The 17,884-nt window shown below is 58.8% G+C and carries 16 protein-coding genes; 14 read left to right on the forward strand and 2 right to left on the reverse strand.

Translation table 11 applies throughout. The annotated features are described in order from the left end of the window. Window position 1: 1 nt before the first annotated feature. The 14 genes from GPK39_RS07610 (at window position 2) to hflX (ending at window position 16,422) form a co-directional block, all read left to right on the forward strand. Window positions 2–2,779 (forward strand): FtsK/SpoIIIE family DNA translocase, encoded by a 2,778-nt coding sequence (locus GPK39_RS07610; RefSeq protein ID WP_252204799.1) that lies wholly within the window; start codon window positions 2–4, stop codon window positions 2,777–2,779. Further along, window positions 2,779–4,290, forward strand: a complete 1,512-nt coding sequence (locus tag GPK39_RS07615) for a helix-turn-helix domain-containing protein (RefSeq protein ID WP_215674769.1) — start codon at window positions 2,779–2,781, stop codon at window positions 4,288–4,290. The genes GPK39_RS07610 and GPK39_RS07615 overlap by 1 nt, the downstream gene beginning before the upstream one ends. Before the next feature lie 26 nt (window positions 4,291–4,316). Further along, the gene (locus GPK39_RS07620; RefSeq protein ID WP_022094699.1) at window positions 4,317–4,814 is read left to right on the forward strand and encodes a YajQ family cyclic di-GMP-binding protein; all 498 of its coding nucleotides are present in this window, start codon (window positions 4,317–4,319) and stop codon (window positions 4,812–4,814) included. 27 nt (window positions 4,815–4,841) lie between these two features. Beyond that, the gene (gene rimO, locus GPK39_RS07625; protein WP_215674771.1) at window positions 4,842–6,191 is read left to right on the forward strand and encodes a 30S ribosomal protein S12 methylthiotransferase RimO; all 1,350 of its coding nucleotides are present in this window, start codon (window positions 4,842–4,844) and stop codon (window positions 6,189–6,191) included. A 9-nt stretch (window positions 6,192–6,200) separates the two neighbouring features. Then, a complete protein-coding gene (pgsA, locus tag GPK39_RS07630) occupies window positions 6,201–6,839 on the forward strand; it encodes a CDP-diacylglycerol--glycerol-3-phosphate 3-phosphatidyltransferase (protein WP_040359858.1) in 639 nt (212 codons plus the stop codon). Window positions 6,840–6,851: 12 nt separating this feature from the next. Beyond that, window positions 6,852–7,382 carry a CinA family protein gene (locus GPK39_RS07635; protein ID WP_215674774.1) on the forward strand — a complete coding sequence of 177 codons (531 nt, stop codon included), beginning with the start codon at window positions 6,852–6,854 and terminating at the stop codon, window positions 7,380–7,382. Between the two features lie 257 nt (window positions 7,383–7,639). Further along, the gene (gene recA / locus GPK39_RS07640; protein WP_022094695.1) at window positions 7,640–8,788 is read left to right on the forward strand and encodes a recombinase RecA; all 1,149 of its coding nucleotides are present in this window, start codon (window positions 7,640–7,642) and stop codon (window positions 8,786–8,788) included. Between the two features lie 11 nt (window positions 8,789–8,799). After that, a complete protein-coding gene (locus tag GPK39_RS07645) occupies window positions 8,800–9,492 on the forward strand; it encodes a regulatory protein RecX (RefSeq protein ID WP_215674775.1) in 693 nt (230 codons plus the stop codon). A gap of 257 nt (window positions 9,493–9,749) precedes the next feature. Then, on the forward strand, window positions 9,750–11,300 hold the full coding sequence (rny, locus tag GPK39_RS07650) for a ribonuclease Y (RefSeq protein ID WP_215674777.1): 1,551 nt from the start codon (window positions 9,750–9,752) through the stop codon (window positions 11,298–11,300). Window position 11,301: 1 nt separating this feature from the next. After that, on the forward strand, window positions 11,302–12,387 hold the full coding sequence (locus GPK39_RS07655; RefSeq protein WP_215674779.1) for an ATP-binding protein: 1,086 nt from the start codon (window positions 11,302–11,304) through the stop codon (window positions 12,385–12,387). A 74-nt stretch (window positions 12,388–12,461) separates the two neighbouring features. After that, window positions 12,462–12,779: a stage V sporulation protein S gene (locus GPK39_RS07660; protein WP_006235982.1), complete on the forward strand. Its 318-nt coding sequence runs from the start codon at window positions 12,462–12,464 to the stop codon at window positions 12,777–12,779. A 45-nt stretch (window positions 12,780–12,824) separates the two neighbouring features. Continuing rightward, complete coding sequence (miaB, locus tag GPK39_RS07665) at window positions 12,825–14,195, forward strand: tRNA (N6-isopentenyl adenosine(37)-C2)-methylthiotransferase MiaB (protein WP_215674781.1); 1,371 nt, start codon at window positions 12,825–12,827, stop codon at window positions 14,193–14,195. After that, the gene (gene miaA, locus GPK39_RS07670) at window positions 14,195–15,133 is read left to right on the forward strand and encodes a tRNA (adenosine(37)-N6)-dimethylallyltransferase MiaA (protein WP_215674783.1); all 939 of its coding nucleotides are present in this window, start codon (window positions 14,195–14,197) and stop codon (window positions 15,131–15,133) included. Before miaB ends, miaA begins: the two co-directional genes overlap by 1 nt. Beyond that, a complete protein-coding gene (gene hflX, locus GPK39_RS07675) occupies window positions 15,133–16,422 on the forward strand; it encodes a GTPase HflX (protein WP_215674785.1) in 1,290 nt (429 codons plus the stop codon). The genes miaA and hflX overlap by 1 nt, the downstream gene beginning before the upstream one ends. Here the strand turns inward: hflX and GPK39_RS07680 are convergent. Next, on the reverse strand, window positions 16,407–17,111 hold the full coding sequence (locus GPK39_RS07680) for a heparan-alpha-glucosaminide N-acetyltransferase (RefSeq protein WP_215674787.1): 705 nt from the start codon (window positions 17,109–17,111) through the stop codon (window positions 16,407–16,409). The two genes, hflX and GPK39_RS07680, sit on opposite strands and share 16 nt — an antisense overlap. Further along, window positions 17,111–17,755, reverse strand: a complete 645-nt coding sequence (gene lexA, locus GPK39_RS07685) for a transcriptional repressor LexA (protein WP_215674789.1) — start codon at window positions 17,753–17,755, stop codon at window positions 17,111–17,113. The genes GPK39_RS07680 and lexA overlap by 1 nt, the downstream gene beginning before the upstream one ends. Window positions 17,756–17,884: the final 129 nt, after the last annotated feature.

Raw genomic sequence — 17,884 nt, forward strand, 5'->3', positions numbered from 1 at the left:
TTTGGCGCGCGGATCTGCACAAAACGCCAAAGGCAATAAGGCCAATAACCAACCGGCATCTGCTAAGGGTGCCGGTTCCCATCTGCGTGCCAATAAGGGCCACGAGGCGGACTTCGACGATTTTGAGCCCTTGGTGGAGCCCTCGGCCAATCGCGATATCGCCGGCGTGGTCATTGCCGTTTTGGCGATTGCGTCCTTTATTGCCGTGATTTCTCCGGCAACAGCGCCCGTGACGGCTGCTGTTGCCGGTTTTTACCACCTGGGCTTTGGCCTGGGCGCCTACGTGCTGCCGATCGTCATTTTGCTGTTTGCCGCCACGCTCTTTTTAGGCGAGGACTCGCCGCTCAACGTGCGCTCTGTTGCGGGCGGCGCCGTGGTCTTTATCGCCGTCGTCTCCATTCTTTCGCTGATGGTGCCGGGTACGAGTGTCTCGTGTGACCTTATGTTCACGCCGCAAAATTTGTCCGCCTCGGGTGGCTACATCGGTGCGTTTATTGCGAGTGCGCTGCAGAATGCCCTGGGTAAGCCTATCGCGATGGTAGTCCTGTTGGGCCTTGTCGTCGTGGGCTTGGTCATCATCGGCTTTTCGGTGGGTGGCGTGCTGCGCTCTGCCCGCGACCGCGCGGCCGATTTTGCCGAGCGCCGTCGTGCCGATGTTAACGCGAGCCCGTGGGGTGACGACGAAGCCCTGTCGGTGCCCGGCGTTGCCCGTCCGCACCTGAGCATCTTGCGCCAGAAGGGAACTGACGCCGCCGTGACCACGGCCATGGGTGGCGATGCCGACCCGATTTTGGATGATGACGAGGACGATGACCCGTTTGTCGACGTGTCCGAGGCCGTGGAGGCAGAGCGCGCCAAGACCACGCTGCTGCCGCGTCGCCATGCCAAGAAGGGCAAGATCGCGCCCAAGCTCAACACGAGCGAGCCAGACCCGTCTTGGTCCGATAGTGAGATTGAGCTCACCGAGGGCGATGACGAGGACGACGAGACTCCGCTCGAGACCGCCAAGACCACTTTGCTGCCGCGTCGCCGTGCCAAGCGCGACCAGGTAACCGGCCAGCTTTCGATGGAAGACGATCCCGATAAGATTGACGAGTCCGAGCCGCCGTTTGCCGTGAATCCTGTCTCGGCAGCACCTCAGATTCCCGACTTCTTGAAGCATCCCAAGGTTGCCGATGCGCCTGCCTTGAGTGCTGTCGAATCGGCTGCGGCTAGCGATGGGGGAGCGGGCGGCGGCGCCGCAGATAACGAGGGCGAAGAAGAGGACGGTCTTAAGCTTCCGCCGCTCGAAATCCTTCATGCCAACCCGCAGTCGGCTTCTGCCGCGTCTTCGGACAAGGAGCTGGAGCAGACCGCTGAGTCTCTGCAGTCGACGTTGCTTGAGTTTGGCCGCAGCGCCCGCGTGGTCGGCTGGATCGCCGGCCCCACGGTGACGACCTTTAAGCTGCAGCCCGGTGAGGGCGAGCGCGTGAGCAAGATCTCGAGCCTCGAGGACGATATCGCGCTTTCGCTTGCCGCCCAGTCGGTGCGCATCTTCGCGCCGATTCCCGGCACCTCGCTTGTGGGTATCGAAATCCCCAATCGCAAGCGTCAGAACGTCAACCTGGGTGACGTGCTGCCCTATGTGAAGGGCGGTCCGCTCGAGCTGGCCATCGGCCGCGATGCCGAGGGCACGCCGGTTGTCGCCGACCTCGCTAAGATGCCCCACTTGCTGATTGCCGGTACCACCGGTTCCGGTAAGTCGGTCATGATCAACTCCATCATCACGACCTTGCTCATGCGCGCTCTTCCCGAGGACGTTCGCCTGATTATGGTCGACCCCAAGCGCGTCGAGCTTGCGGGCTATAACGGTCTGCCGCATCTCTATGTGCCTGTGGTGACCGAGCCCAAGCAGGCCGCGAGTGCCTTGCAGTGGGCGGTGTCCGAGATGGAGCGCCGCCTGAAGGTCTTCGAGCGCCTTAACGTGCGTAAGATTTCGACCTACAACGAAAAGCAGGCCGCCGGCGAGTTTGAGCATTACGACAACCCACCGCAAAAGATGCCCTACCTGGTCATCATCATTGACGAGCTCTCGGACCTGATGATGGTCGCCGGTAAGGATGTCGAGGCCTCGATCGTGCGTATCGCCCAGCTGGGCCGTGCCGCCGGTATCCACCTTATCGTGGCCACGCAGCGCCCCAGCTCCAACGTGGTGACGGGCCTCATCAAGGCCAACATCACCAACCGCATCGCCTTTAACGTTGCTACGGGCATCGACTCGCGCGTCATCATCGATCAGATGGGTGCTGAAAAGCTGACCGGTTTGGGCGACATGCTGTTCTCCAAGGTCGACTGGGGTAAGCCTCGCCGTATTCAGGGCTGCTTTGTCTCGGACGACGAAATCAACGAGATTGTCGAGTTCGTCAAGTCGCAGAGCGAGCCAGACTACCACGAGGAGATCCTGTCTGCCGTGGCGCCCGCTTCCATGTCCATGGCGGGTGGCGGCGGCATTGTCCGCACCGGAGTCGCCGAGCCGCAAGACGATGATCCGCTCATTTGGGAAGCCGCCCATATTGTGGTGGAATCGCAGCTTGGCTCCACATCTGGCCTGCAACGTCGTCTGAAGGTTGGCTATGCGCGTGCCGGGCGTATTATGGACATGCTGGAAGAGAAGGGTGTCGTCGGCCCGCCCGACGGTTCCAAGCCGCGCGAGGTCCTGTTGGACGAGGAGGGGCTTGCCGCGCTGGAATCTGTCGACGCCGAGATGGCACGTGAAGATCGTGAGTTTGGAGGATTCTGATGGCCGCACGCTTTGGTGACATGCTGCTCGAGCAGCGTCGCCGAATGGGCCTATCCATTCAGCAGGTCGCCAACACCATCAAAATCAGGCCGCAGATCATCGAGTTTTTCGAGACCGGTAACTTTGCTTCGATGCCGCCGCGCGGCTATGCGCAGGGCATGATTTCGAGCTATGCTCGCTTTTTGGGCCTCAATCCGCGCGAGGTAGTCAATGCCTACTTTGACGACCTGATGGCATACGAGCGCGAGACGTCGCAGCGGGGCGGTCGTTTTCAGGACGCCGCCGGCTACGTCAATTCGCGTTCCTCGGTCGATAACGGGCGCTTCCTGATGGTTCAGGGCGGTCGTTCGACCCGCTATGGACAGCGTCCTCAGCAGGCCGGTTATATTACCGAGACGGGTTCGGGCGAGGAGATTCGCTCACAGCGTGACCGGTTCCGCAGTACGCCGATGCCCGAGGACCGTGCACTTCCCGCTGCCCGCGGCGTGGCGCGTGACCCTCGTGCCGGCTACGGCGACGGCGGCTATTCCGATCGCGGTTACCGTGGTGTCTCCACCGGACGCTCTCGCGGTGGCTATGCGGATGCCGATACCACGCAGGTGACGCCGCGTCTTCGCTCTCAATCACAGCCGTATGGTCAGCGCTCTTCGGCTCCGCGTTCGGGCCAGCGTGGCTATCAAGGCCGCGGTGAACTTGCGCCCCGCTCGGGTCAGCGCAGCCTTCAGGGCCAGGGTGGCTATCGCGGCCGTCCCGATAGCAATCGCGGTCGTATGCCTCAGGGAGGCGGCCGCAACAGTTCCGGTCGTGGACGCGGCGGATCCCGTACTCCTCAAAACAACGGGCTCGATCCGCGTATCGTCTACGCCGGCATCGGTGCCGTGGCGTTGCTGCTGATCGTTCTCATCGTGGTGTTTCTGCGCGGCTGCGCATCTTCGGCGCCCGAGACCACGCCCGAGACGCCCACTGCCACCAAGACGACGACTAAGAAGTCTTCTAAGAAGACCGAAACGGTCGACGAGGACGAAGACACCGATGAGGCGACGGATGAGTCGACTGATTCGGACGCTACCAAGACGACGGCCAAGAAGGAAGAGAACGAGGTCACGAAGGTCAAGGTCTCCGTTGCCAAGGGAAAGACCGCGTGGATTGAGGTCAAGGTCGACGGCAAGTCGGTCTATGGCGCTCAGGCGACTGGCCCCTTTGAGCAGGAGTACACGCCCGAGTCCTCAATCGAGATCACCACGTCCAAGCCTTCCGATGTCACCGTTACCAAGAACGGTGAAAAGGTTCGTTACGATACCAAGACCTCGGGCGTGGCGCGTGTGACGATCACCGTTCCCAAGAAGGAGACGACTGATTCCGAGAATGGTAAAAGTTCTGATGGTACCGACACCACCGATGGTACCGATACCACCGACGGCACCGATGCCCAGTCCACGAATGGCGCCGATACCGCAACTGACGGTCAGACGCCCACCGATTCTACCGACTATTCGTACGATAGCTACTAAGCCGCTCGTACGCGAAAGGAAACATCATGGCTAAAGATTCCAGCTTCGACGTCGTGTCCGAGGTCAACATGCAAGAGGTCGACAACGCCTTCCAGCAGACCACGCGCGAGATTTCCCAGCGCTATGACCTTAAGGATTCCGGTGCCACGATCGAGCTTTCGAAGGGCGACAAGCTCTTTACGATCAACGCCCCGGCCGACTTTGTCTCCAAACAGATTATCGACGTGTTGAGCTCCAAGCTCATCAAGCGCGGCATTGACCTCAAGGCTGTCTCGTGGGATGCTCCGCAGGCGGCGTCGGGCGGCACCGTGCGCGTGCTCGGCCATATCGTCGAGGGTATCGACCAGGCGACCGCCAAGAAGATCAACAAGGACATCAAGGACCAAAAGCTCAAGGTCAAGGTGACCATCGAGGCCGACAAGCTGCGTGTTTCCTCTGCTTCGAAGGACGCGTTGCAGACTGTGATCCAGTTCCTGCGCGACCAGGACTACGGCCAGCCGCTGCAGTTCACCAACTACCGCTAATATCATTCGAAAGGACCGCTCTCCAACATGGATACACCGTTGGGCTCCGTGCTCTACATCACCCTCGGGTGCGCCAAGAACGAGGTTGACACCGACCGCATGCGTTCTCTTTTGACCGCCGCGGGCTATGAGGAGGCATTCGACCCGCAGGATGCCGATATTGCCATCGTCAATACGTGCTCGTTCCTCGCCTCCGCAACGTCCGAGAGCATCGAGACCACGCTCGAGCTCGCCAACGAGGTTCAGGACGGCGTGCGTTCTTGTCCCATCGTCATGTGCGGCTGCGTGCCGTCGCGCTATGGCGACGACCTGCCTGACGAGCTGCCCGAGGTCGCTGCCTTTGTGAAGGCCGACGAGGAGGACGGCATCGTGGCGGTCATCGATGGCGTGCTGGGTGTTGAGCGTGAGATTGCAGCCTATATCCCGCAGGTCAAGCGTACCGTCGAGGGCGCCGTTGCCTACGTCAAGATTTCCGATGGCTGCAACCGCTTCTGCAGCTTCTGCATGATTCCCTACATTCGCGGCCGCTATCATTCGCGTAATGCCGAGAGCATCATCTCCGAGGTGCGCGACCTGGTTGCCGGCGGTGTGCGCGAGATCGTGCTGATCGGCCAGGACACGGGCATCTGGGGTACCGACTTTGCCGACGAGGACGTCGCCGATGACTCGCCGCGCAATCTGGCGCAGCTGCTGCGTGCCGTCGCCGAGGCCGTGCGCCCGCACAACGTCTGGGTCCGCGTGCTCTATCTGCAGCCCGAGGGCATGACTGACGAACTCATCGAGACGATTCGCGATACGCCCGAGGTGTTGCCCTATATCGATATCCCCGTGCAGCACTGCGACGCGCGCATTCTCAAGGCCATGCGGCGCTCCGGTTCGCGCCAGGAGCTCGAGGATCTGTTCCGCGACCTTCGCGAGCGCATTCCCGGCATCGTGATTCGTTCCACGGCCATGGTCGGCTTCCCGACCGAGACCGACGACGAGTTCCGCGACCTTATCGACTTTATGGACACCGTCGGCTTTGACTACACGAGTGTCTTTGCCTACTCGCGTGAGGAAGGCAGCCTGGCCGCTAAGATGGAGGGCCAGGTCGATGAGGAGGTTAAGCTCGAGCGCGCCCAGGAGGCCATGGACCTGGCCGAGTCGCTCGGTTTTGCCGCCACCGCCGCACATGTGGGCGAGCGCGCCCAGGTAATCGTCGACGGTATCGAAGAGACCGAGGATGGCGCCGAGCTGATCGGCCATGCCTGGTTCCAGGCGCCCGATTCCGATGGCGCGGTGCATCTGGACGCTAGCGAGGCGTCCGTGGGCGATATTCTGACCGTCGAGTTTACCGATAGCTTCTGCTATGAGCTTATCGGTCATGTTGTGGAGTAGGAGAGCGTCATGGCTAACGAGAGCAATAAGGAACTGACGAGTGTCTGGACGCCCGCCAACATCGTGACGTGCGTTCGCATCGTCTTTATCCCGGTGTTCATGATCGTGTCGGCGCTTTCTCACACGAGTGTTGCCGGTACGGATTGGAGCACCTTCGACGGCCCGCTCGCCGCCGCTGCCTTCATTCTGTATGTGATCCTGTCGTGCACCGATAAGGTCGACGGTTATCTGGCGCGTTCGCGCAACGAGATCACCGATTTCGGCAAGTTCTTGGACCCCATCGCGGACAAGCTGCTGGTGTTCTCGGCCCTGCTGCTGTTCTTGGATTTTGGCGCGGTGACCGTGTGGTCCGTGTTCATTATCCTGTTCCGTGAGCTGCTGGTGAGCGCTCTTCGCATGGTCGCGAGTGCTGCCGGTGTGGTCGTTGCGGCCGATAAGCTCGGCAAGTACAAGACGGCGACCACGATGGTCTCCATCTGCGGTTATCTGTGCGTCTTTGCGATGGCCGGCTTGCACCTTGGCCCGGTGGCGCTGACGCTCGGCATCTACTCGGTGTCGCGCTTCCTGTACGCCGTTGCCGTTGTCCTGACCGTTATCTCGGGCGCCCAGTACTTCTGGAACTGCCGCAAGATCGTCTTTTCGGTCTAGGTCCTGGTGGGTATGACGGACTCTTTTGAGCAGATTTTCGCACATAACGAGGAGCTGGCGCGTGATATTGTCGAGCGAGCGAGCGCTCGGTGCGTGACGGTTTCGACGGCTGAGTCGCTGACGGCGGGTATGATCGCCTCGACGATTGCCGATATCCCGGGCGCCTCGGCGGCGCTGCTTGGCGGTGCGGTGACCTATTGCGATGAGATTAAGCATCTCGTTCTTGGTGTTGAGCAGGAGACGCTCGACCGCTATACCGCGGTGTCGCATCAGACCGCGCGCGAGATGGCGGTGGGTTCGCTGGAGCTGTACCAGAGCGATATTGCAGTGAGCGCAACGGGTTATGCCGGCCCCGGCGGCGGCACTGAGGACGATCCGGCTGGCACTTTCTATATTGGCTGGGCGTATCGTTCCGCCGATGGGGGCGTGCCAGTCGTGGACTCTGTGCGCTGCTACTATGAGGGCGACCGTTCGTGTGTTCGTGCCCATGCGGTCACGGAGGCATTGGGGCGCATTGCCCTTGTGCTCAACTCTATGGAATAGACGTGTTTTAAGGGGCCTCAGGGCCCCTTAATTGTGGAGATAGGGACCTTAGGCTCATTTGGCGTTTGCGCTGGTTGTAGACGTATTCTTGCCTTCCTTGCTCTTATTTGTCCCTTTGTGGTCAAGCATTTGGTCAGTGTTTGGTCGGCGTTTGGTTGGGTTTTGGAAAGACTGCCTGCATATGATTGGCCTGAACGGTTGACCACGAACAGCCGTTCGTTTATTATCGATGCAGGTTGTTAAGAGGAGGGCTATTCATGGCCAAGAATTCAGGTCCCGTACGTACCGTTCATGCTCGCACGACGGGTAAAGAGCGCGATGAGATGATCGCCACCACCAAGGCCGAGATCGAGAAGAAATTCGGCCAGGGTTCCATCATGAGGTACGGTGACGGTGGTCCCGAGCTCGAGGTCGAGGCCATTCCCACGGGCGCTCTGGCCCTCGATGCCGCGCTGGGTATCGGCGGCGTGCCGCGCGGCCGTATCGTCGAGATCTACGGTCCCGAGTCCTCCGGTAAGACGACGCTTTCGCTCGAGATCCTGGCCGAGGCCCAGGCAATGGGTGGCGTTGTGGCATTTATCGATGCCGAGCACGCGCTCGATCCCACGTATGCAGCGCGCATCGGCGTGGATATCGACGAGGTGCTCATTTCCCAGCCCGATACGGGTGAGCAGGCGCTCGAGATCGTTGACATGCTTGTGCGTTCCGGCGCCATCGATGCCATCGTTGTCGACTCCGTCGCCGCGCTGACCCCGCGTGCCGAGATCGAGGGAGAAATCGGCGACACTACGGTCGGTCTTCAGGCTCGCCTGATGAGCCAGGCGCTCCGCAAGCTCGCCGGCTCGCTGTCCAAGTCCAACACGACGTGCATTTTTATTAACCAGCTGCGTGAGAAGATCGGCGTCATGTTCGGCAATCCCGAGACCACGACGGGCGGTCGCGCCCTTAAGTTCTTCTCTTCGGTTCGTATCGACATTCGCCGCATCGACAGCATTAAGCTTAAGGACGAGGTTATCGGTAACCGCGTGCGCGCCAAGGTCGTTAAGAACAAGGTGGCAGCTCCGTTCCGTTCTGCTGAGTTCGACATCATGTACGGTACGGGCATCTCTAAGGAGGGCTCGATTCTGGACATGGCTGTTGAGTGTGGCATCTGCAAGAAGATGGGCTCTTGGTTTGCCTATGGCGAGGACAAGCTCGGCAACGGTCGCGAGGCCGCCAAGGCTTTCCTGCGCGAACACCCCGATTGCGCCGACGAGATTGAGCATAAGGTCCGCCTTGCCTGCGGACTTGAGTTTGATGACGATGCTCCGTCCGAGGTCGAGCTGACCGATCAGCCTGCGCCTGAGGAGTTTGACGAGCTTTACGCCATCGATGGTTCCGCCATGCTCGATGATGACGACGAGTAGCGGTTACGCTCATGTCGTATACGGTGACCGAGGCCACGGTCGTCTTTCCCGATAAGAAGGCGGCCTCCTCGTTCTCGAGCGGGTATGCGTCCAAAAAGCCTTGCGCACATATCGATTGTGAGCTTGAGGGCGGTTTTGAGCGTTCTATTTGGATTCCCGTGCGGGTCGCGCGCCTGTATGTCAAAAACCGCCCAGATCTTCCCTGTGATTGGGACAACTTTCGTGAGGCGGTGCAGCTCCTCGAGCGTAAATGTGCACTTACCATGGTGACCGAGATGTTATCGCGCCGCGACCATGCGACGGGTGAGGTCCGTGACAAGCTGGCTTGCTACGGCTTTCACCAGACAGCGATTGATTTCGCCGTCGAGCGCGCCACCGAGTATCGCTTTTTAGACGAGAACCGCTTTTGCTCGTACTTTATCGAGGAACGCAAGCGGCGTGGTTGGGGACAGCGCAAAATCGAGACCGAGCTCAAGCGTCGTCATGTCGTGCTCGATGACATTCCCGGTTATCCCGAGGAATATTTTGCCGTCGAAGACGATTTGGAGCGTGCGTCGGCCCTGCTCGCCAAGCGACGTGTTCCAGAGACGCGCGGATTCGAAAAACTGGTTCGGTTTTTGATGGGCAAGGGCTTCTCGTATCACATCGCCGCCGATGCCGTTAAGGCACGCCTCGATGCCGAATGCGAGGAATGTGCGGTTTAGGCATATGCGTTTTGTGGTCCTGCCGTTCACCGCGTTTTAGCCGCCGTGCTGGGGCCATTTATTTGACAGTTGTTGTGGTTCAACGTACGATAAACACTGTCATTTGCTTTGTGATATGTGCTCATCTGTGATGAGTTTGTTTATATGTTTATCTGTATCCGACCCGCATAAGCTGCGCCCATATTACTCAAATGTCGCGAGCCGTTCGTAAGGATGGTTCGCTTTGTTGTGTAACGAATCCATAAAAAGGAGTGAGCATGCCTATCATCGCAGCGCTCGTTGGCATCGTTTTGGGTGCCATCGCCGCCATTGCCTTCATGCGCACCGCCAAGCAGGGTAGTCTTCACGAGGCCGACGAAAAGATTCAGTCGGCACACGCACAGGCTGAGTCCCTGATCGGTGATGCTAAGCGTCAGGCCGAGACCCTCAAAAAAGAGGCTCTGCTCGAGGCTAAAGAGGAAATCATCAAGAACAAGCAGGCGGCCGAGGCCGAGGACAAGCAGCGTAAGAACGAGATTCGTACGCTCGAGAACCGCGTGATGCAGCGCGAGGAATCCCTCGATCGCCGCAACGACGCTCTCGACAAGCGCGAGCATCAGCTGTCCAGCCAGGCCGGTCAGGTCGAGAAGCGCTCCCGTGAGCTCGAGGAGCTCTGCGCAAAGCAGACCTCCGAGCTCGAGCGTATTGCCGACCTTACCCGCGAGGACGCCCACAAGGAGCTCCTCGATAAGGTTCGCGGGGAGGTCACCCACGAGGCCGCCACGATCATTCGCGAGTCCGAGCAGCAGGTTCGCGCCGAGTGCCACAAGACCGCCCAGGAGATTCTGTCCCTGGCGATTCAGCGCTGCGCTGCCGACCACACTGCCGAGGTCACCGTTACCTCCGTGCACATTCCCTCTGATGACCTCAAGGGTCGTATCATCGGTCGCGAGGGTCGCAACATCCGGACCTTCGAGCAGGTTTCCGGCGTCAACCTCGTGATCGACGACACGCCCGAGACCGTCGTTCTTTCGAGCTTCGACCCGGTCCGTCGCGAGACCGCCCGTGTCGCCCTCGAGAACCTCATCGCCGACGGCCGCATTCACCCCGCCCGCATCGAGGAGATGTATCACAAGGCTGCCGACCTGGTTCAGCAGCGCGTGCGCGAGGCCGGCGAGCAGGCTGCTTTCGACACCGGCATTCACGACCTGCACCCCGAGATCGTCAAGACCCTCGGTGCTCTGCGTTACCGCACCTCGTTTGGCCAGAACGTGCTTCAGCACTCCCTCGAGGTCTCCGACCTGTGCGGCGTGATGGCTTCCGAGCTTGGCCTGGACGTTGTGACCGCCAAGCGCGCCGGCCTGCTGCACGACCTGGGCAAGGCAATCGACCACGACGTCGAGGGCCCGCATGCCGTCATCGGCGCCGAGCTTGCCCGCCGTTATGGCGAGAAGCCCGTTATCGTCCACGCTATCGAGGCTCATCATGCCGACGTCGACCCCAACACGGTGCTCGATGTCCTGGTACAGGCCGCCGATGCTGTCTCTGCCTCTCGCCCCGGCGCCCGTCGCGAGTCTGCCGAGAACTACATCAAGCGTCTTGAGAAGCTCGAGGAGATTGCCAACTCCCATGACGGCGTCGAGCGTACCTATGCCATGCAGGCTGGTCGCGAGGTCCACGTCATGGTTCAGCCGGACAAGATCTCCGATGCCCAGTCCACGGTCCTGGCTCACGATATCGCCCATCAGATCGAGGAAGAGATGGAGTATCCCGGTCAGGTGCGCGTCGTCGTGATTCGCGAGAGCCGCGCTGTCGATATCGCTAAATAACATGAGCGACGCGAACGAGCTCATCTCATTTATCGCGTCGATGTCGGGGGAGGGCAACCTTCGCGTCGAGGAGAACCTTGGCGAGGGGTATGTCCGCCTCCGCGTTTCGGAGGCCGAGCGGCGCCAAGCAAAGCACGACATTCAGCATGTCGAGGACATCGTCATCGAAATGCTCCGTAATGCTCGCGATGCTGGCGCCGACAAGGTCTATCTCGCCACGACTAAGGAAGATGGCGTCCGCACGCTTGTCTTTTTGGATAACGGTTCGGGCGTTCCGCAGGATATGCAAGAGCGAATCTTCGATGCCCGTGTTACCTCCAAGCTCGAGAGCATGAAGATGGACCGTTGGGGCGTTCACGGTCGTGGCATGGCATTGTTTTCGATCAAGCAGAACACCGACGAGGCCCGCGTGGTTACGTCCGGTGTCGATCTTGGCTCAGCCTTTAAGGTGAGCGTTGCGGCCGACCGCCTCAGTGAGCGTGCCGATCAGTCCAGCTGGCCCCAGGCCGTCAAGGATGAGGACGGGCGTTATGTCTGTGCTCGCGGTCCGCATAATATTATTCGCGCTGCTTGTGAGTTTGCGCTCGAGGAGTTGCGTGGTTGCGATGTCTATCTTGGTTCTCCGTCTGAGATTGCCGCGACCCTTTATGCTCAGGCGTCAAGTCAGCTCGATACGTCGCGTCTCCTGTTCATTGATGACGAGAGCGAGCTTCCGGTTGTCGATCGTTTAGGCCTTGCCTCTGATGCCGAGGACTTTATCCGTATCTGTTCGGGTTTGGGTCTTGAGATGTCCGAGCGCACGGCTTATCGCATTTTGGCAGGGCAGATTAAGCCCGTTCGCGGTGTGACCGCGCGTCTGCTGCGCGAGCGTGATTCGTCCTCGCATACGCCGGCTCCTGTCGATCTTGCGAAGGATCGTCGCGGGCTACGTATTGCCAAGGATGACATGGCACAGTTTTCGCGTGCTGTGGAGCGTGACTTTAATGACCTTGCCGCCCGGTACTATCTCAACCTTTGCGGCGACCCAAAGATTCGTGTTTCGCGTGATCGAATCACTGTGACCTTCGATCTTGCCAAAGAGGAATAGTGCCTTTACCGAGTCCACTCGGTACGATACAGTTATTGCAGTTAAAACGTACTTTTAAACGCAGGAGTTTCTTCATGGATTGCCTGAAGGTATCAAGCAAATCATCGCCCGCGTCCGTTGCCGGCGCCATCGCCGGCATGGTCAAGGATGGTGTACCCGTCAACATCCAGTGTGTCGGCGCCGGTGCTGTCAACCAGGCCATTAAGGCCGTGGCTATCGCGCGCGGTTTTTTGATTCCAACTGGTTTTGATATTTCCTGCGCGCCCGTGTTCTCCGACATCCTCATTAACGGGGAGTCGCGCACGGCCATCCGCCTTTCTATCTACGTTCACCAGATCAATCGAGCTGCTATGGATAACGTCGTCATGGATGATGTTAAGCCTGTGGCATAGCTTCTGCTTGCCTCGTTTCGCTCCCCATCGTTAGGACTTATGCACATGGACCAGCGTTCCGTACGCGATATTCTTGCCGGTAAAACCTACTTTATCCGCACCTTTGGCTGCCAGATGAATCAGCACGACTCCGAGCGTGTGAGCGGTCTGCTCGATTCGTATGGCTGCCTCATGGCGCTCGATCCCGAGCATGCCGATATCGTTGTCTTCATGACATGCTGCGTGCGCGAGGCCGCCGATACTCGCCTGTACGGTCAGTGCAATTCCTGCAAAAGCCTGCCGCCTTCGCCTTCGGGTAAGCGCGTGGTTGCCGTTGGTGGTTGCATCGCGCAGCGCGATGGCGAGGGCCTGCTCACCAACGTCGATAACGTCAATGTCATCTTTGGTACGCATTCTATCGCACATGTGGCCGAGCTCATTGCCGAGGCGTTCCTTGATGGTAAGCGTCATATCCGCACCAATGAGCATGAGGATACGGATGCCATGAGCATGCCGTGGCATCGCGAGACTCAGTATCACGCCTGGGTGCCCATCATGACGGGCTGCAATAATTTCTGCACCTATTGCATCGTGCCGTACGTGCGCGGTCGCGAAAAGAGTCGCCCCTTCGAGGAAATTGTCGACGAGGTGACCGGTTTGGTGCGCCAGGGCGTGCGTGAGATTACGCTGCTGGGCCAAAACGTTAACTCATATGGTCGCGATCTGTTTGGCAAGCCGCGTTTTGCCGATCTGCTGCGTGCCGTGGGCGATACGGGCGTGGAGCGCATCTTCTTTACGTCTTCGCATCCCAAGGATCTACTGCCCGAGACCATCGACGCTATGGCCGAGACGCCTGCCGTTATGCCGCAGCTGCACTTGGCCGTCCAGTCAGGTTCGACTCGGATCCTCAAAGAGATGAATCGCCGTTATACACGCGAGGACTATTTGGGCCTGGTCGATCGCATTCGCAACCGTATGCCCGATATCGCGCTCTCGACCGACATTATCGTTGGCTTCCCGGGCGAGACTGAAGAAGACTTTGAGCAGACGCTTTCACTTGCCGAGACGGTCCGCTATGCCCAGGCCTATACCTTCATCTATTCCAAGCGCGCCGGTACCCCGGCCGCCGAGATTGATGATCCTACGCCGCATGAGGTTATTTTCGAGCGTTTCAACCGCCTGGTTAAGGTTATCGAGACCACAGCACACGAGTATAACCAGGGTGAGCTTCATACTGTGGTGCCGGCGCTCATTGAGGGAACGAGTAAAAAGAACGACGCGGTCCTGCTGGGCAAGAGTCCCAAGAATCAGACTGTGCATGCGCCGATTCCTGCTGGCTATAGCATCGATCAGCTCATCGGTAAAATCGTCGACGTCGATGTTGATATCGCCAAGACGTGGTATCTGTCTGGCTCCGTTGTGGGCGAGCCGCGCTAATGATCTCTCCCGGTGCAAGCCTTTCTGCCATAGCGATTGTCGGTCCGACGGCGGTCGGTAAAAGCGATGTTGCCGATCGCCTGGCTGCTCGCCTTTCGTCCGAAGTGTTGTCGTGTGACGCGATGCAAATCTATCGCGGTATGGACATTGGTACGGCCAAGATGATGCCCGAGGAGTGCTCGGCACCCCTGCGCCTTGTCGATATCGTGGATCCGGGCGTCGCGTATTCCGCCGCGCTCTACCAGTTGGACGCCCGAGCACATGTCGAGCGTTTGCTTGGCGAGCAACGTCTTCCGGTCTTTTGCGGCGGTACGGGCCTGTATCTCAAGGCCGCACTCGATGAAATGGATTTTCCTTCGGGAGACCTCGAGGACGAACGCCGCGCGGGCTATCAAGAGCTTGCCGAGCGCATTGGCGAGGAAGCATTGCATGCCCTGCTTGCTGAGCGCGATCCGGAATCGGCTGCCGTGATTCATCCCCATAACGTTCGCCGCGTGATTCGTGCGCTCGAGATGCACGATGACGGCGTGTCGTATGCTCAGCAGAAGTCGAAATTCAGTGTTCCGCGTGAGCGTTATCATGCCTTGTGGTTTGGTCTGACGCGTAGCCGTGAAGTGCTCTATGAGCGCATTAACCTGCGTGTCGACCTTATGTTTGAGCAGGGACTGGTTGATGAGGTCCGTGGCCTTATGGACCAGGGCCTGGGCGATGCGCTCACGTCGATGCAGGCAATTGGTTACAAAGAGATTATTGATGCCTTGCGTGGCGCTATTACCATGGATGAGGCTCGTGAGCTTATCAAGATGCGTTCACGTCGCTATGCAAAGCGCCAGCTTTCCTGGTTTAAACGTGACGATCGCATCGTGTGGTTCGATATGGATGAGTTTACGATCGATGAGGTCGTTGATGATATCTACCGTCGTATCGAGGCTGCCTAATGGCTCGTTTTCCCTTGGTCCCCACGGCGCATGAACCCGAGCGCGCCATATTGGTTGGTGTTGAGTGGCGCGATAACGCCTGGCCGCTCGACCGTTCGCTCGACGAGCTCGAGCGCTTGGCTCACACTGCTGGGGCCCAATGCGTGGCACGCTTGTCTCAACGCCTGGTCAAGCCCTATCCCAAATCGTTTATCGGCTCCGGAAAGGTCGAGGAGCTGTGCGGTTTGGTGCATCGCATGGATGCGGATGTTGTTATCTTCGACGACGACCTGACGCCCTCGCAGCAGTCCTATCTTGAGAAAGCCGTGGGTGAACCGGTCAAGATTATTGATCGTACGGCATTGATTTTGGACATCTTTGGCCTGCATGCCCAGACTCGTGAGGGCCGCTTGCAGGTACAGCTGGCTCAGCTGCAGTACCTGCTACCTCGTCTGCGAGGTATGTGGAGCCACCTTGCCAAGGAACAGACTCGTGGCGGTATTGGCTCGCGCTTTGGCCAGGGCGAAAGCCAGCTCGAGGTCGACCGTCGCCTGATTCGCAATAAGATCGCGGCTCTTCGACGCGAGCTGAAACAGGTTGAACAACGTCGCGATGTGCAATCGAAAAGCCGTATTGAATCGCCGGCGTTTCGCGTGGCGTTGGCTGGTTACACCAATGCCGGTAAGTCGACGCTGCTTAATCGATTGACGGGATCCACGGTACTTTCGCAGGATAAGCTGTTTGCCACGCTCGATCCCACGACGCGCTCGTACCGTTTGCCCGGCGGCCGCGGCATGACGATTACCGATACCGTCGGCTTTATTCAAAAGCTGCCCCATGGCCTGGTCGACGCGTTTAAATCTACGCTTTCCGAGGTGCTCGGCGCCGATTTGATTCTTAAAGTTGTAGATGCTTCCGATGAGGATTACGAGCGTCAGCTCGAGGCAGTTGATCGTGTCCTTGACGAGATTGGTGCCGGTGAACGCCTGACGCTTACCGTGTTCAATAAAATTGATCTGCTCGATAGCGTCGACCGTTTGAGCTTTCGCCGGCGCTATCCCGAGGCGGTGCTGTTCTCGGCTCAGACGGGTGAGGGCCTTGATGACTTAGTCGACCGCATCGCTCGTGAAGCGGCCGCTACGGACGTGTTGCTCTCGGCCGATATCCCGTATCGAGAGGGCGCGTTAATCACGCTCGTGCACGAACAGGGAACCCTTCTGCACGAGGAATATCTTGAGGGCGGCGTTCGTATTGTGGCAAAGCTGCCAGCCCGTATCGCACCACGTCTTGAGCGTTACCGAACGGAATAAATCAGCTCCAAAACGCCTAGGATAATGGGCTGATGAAGCAGGTAGAACGGCAGCGCATGGAGTCCGAGGCTTGCGAGCACCGGGATGGGATTTGCATAGGCCCATGCTGGTACCTTGTGGTTTGATTTCTGTGCCGCGCGGGCGGTAAAGAAGCCTGCGAGGTACATAAATAAGAAGGGTATGAGTGGATAGTAATCACCGGAGACAAAGTCCGGACTTGGGAACCCCAGCCAAGCTAGATAGGGGATAGGGTAGACCGCTTTAGGAATGCTCCAGGTACAGGCAAAGAGTATGAGGCAAATCGTTATACCCCATACTGCCGGCACTCTATCGAGAACCGGGCGCGCGAGCGCGACAATGGCAGTGCACGCCGCCATGCAGAAAATGATGCCGAAGTTCACCGAGTCATCAACCGAGACGAGCGTCGTTGCAATCCATACGACCAAAGCGGCAGCGGCATATTTGGCGGCACGCTTGATGTTGTTGCGCGAGAGGATGCACATCCAGCCGGCAATAAATAAAAATACCCAACTGATGCTGGCACGCCAGATGTCCTGGAAGATGGTCTGGGTAAACCAGGGCATCTCCCAACCATATAGGTAGGCAAGGTCGTAGCAGGCATGAAATCCCGCCATCGACAGCATGGTAAACCCACGAATGGTATCAAAGACGGTGATACGTTTCTGCATTACGAGAACCGGCGCATCAAACCGACGACCTTGCCCAGAATCGTGGGATTTGTCGCGTAGATGGGCTCCATGGTGTCGTTTTCGGGCTGCAGGCGAACGCGTCCCTGCTCCTTGTAGAACGTTTTGACTGTTGCGGAGCCATCGATCATGGCCACGACAATCTCGCCATTCATGGCGCTCTTTTGCTCGCGAACGATGATGTAGTCGCCGTTATAGATGCCGACGTTAATCATCGAATTGCCGTGGACCTCAAGGATAAAGGACCCCTGGTCCGTTGCGATCTCGGTTGGGATGGTAAAGGTGTCCTCGATATTCTGCTCGGCAAGGATGGGAATCCCTGCAGCGACACGGCCTACGAGAGGCAGCGATACGGTGCCGCGCGGCGCCGTGGGCTCATCGGACTTTGAGATGGATACGGAAGATCCGTCCTCGTCAAAGAGCTCGAGAGCGCGAGGCTTGGTGGCGTCACGCTTGAGCAGGCCGCGTGCTTCGAGTGCGGAGAGATGCGCATGTACGGTGCTAGGGGAGGAAAGGCCCACAGCCGAAGCCATCTCGCGCACACTGGGCGGATAGCCCTTCTCCTGCTGATATTCCTTGATGAAGTCGTAAATTTGCTGCTGACGCTTGGTAATTTTGCGAGCCATCAGGGATTCCTCTCTACCCATACCAAACAAATGTTCTATTTTTGCTTGACAGGAACAACTGTTCGAAGATAATAATAACCGAACACTCGTTCCCGCGCTAGACTTTTTTGTCCCCGCGGCTTGATAAAA

This window comes from Collinsella aerofaciens, from assembly GCF_018785245.1.
In the GTDB taxonomy this organism is placed as follows: domain Bacteria; phylum Actinomycetota; class Coriobacteriia; order Coriobacteriales; family Coriobacteriaceae; genus Collinsella; species Collinsella aerofaciens_AD.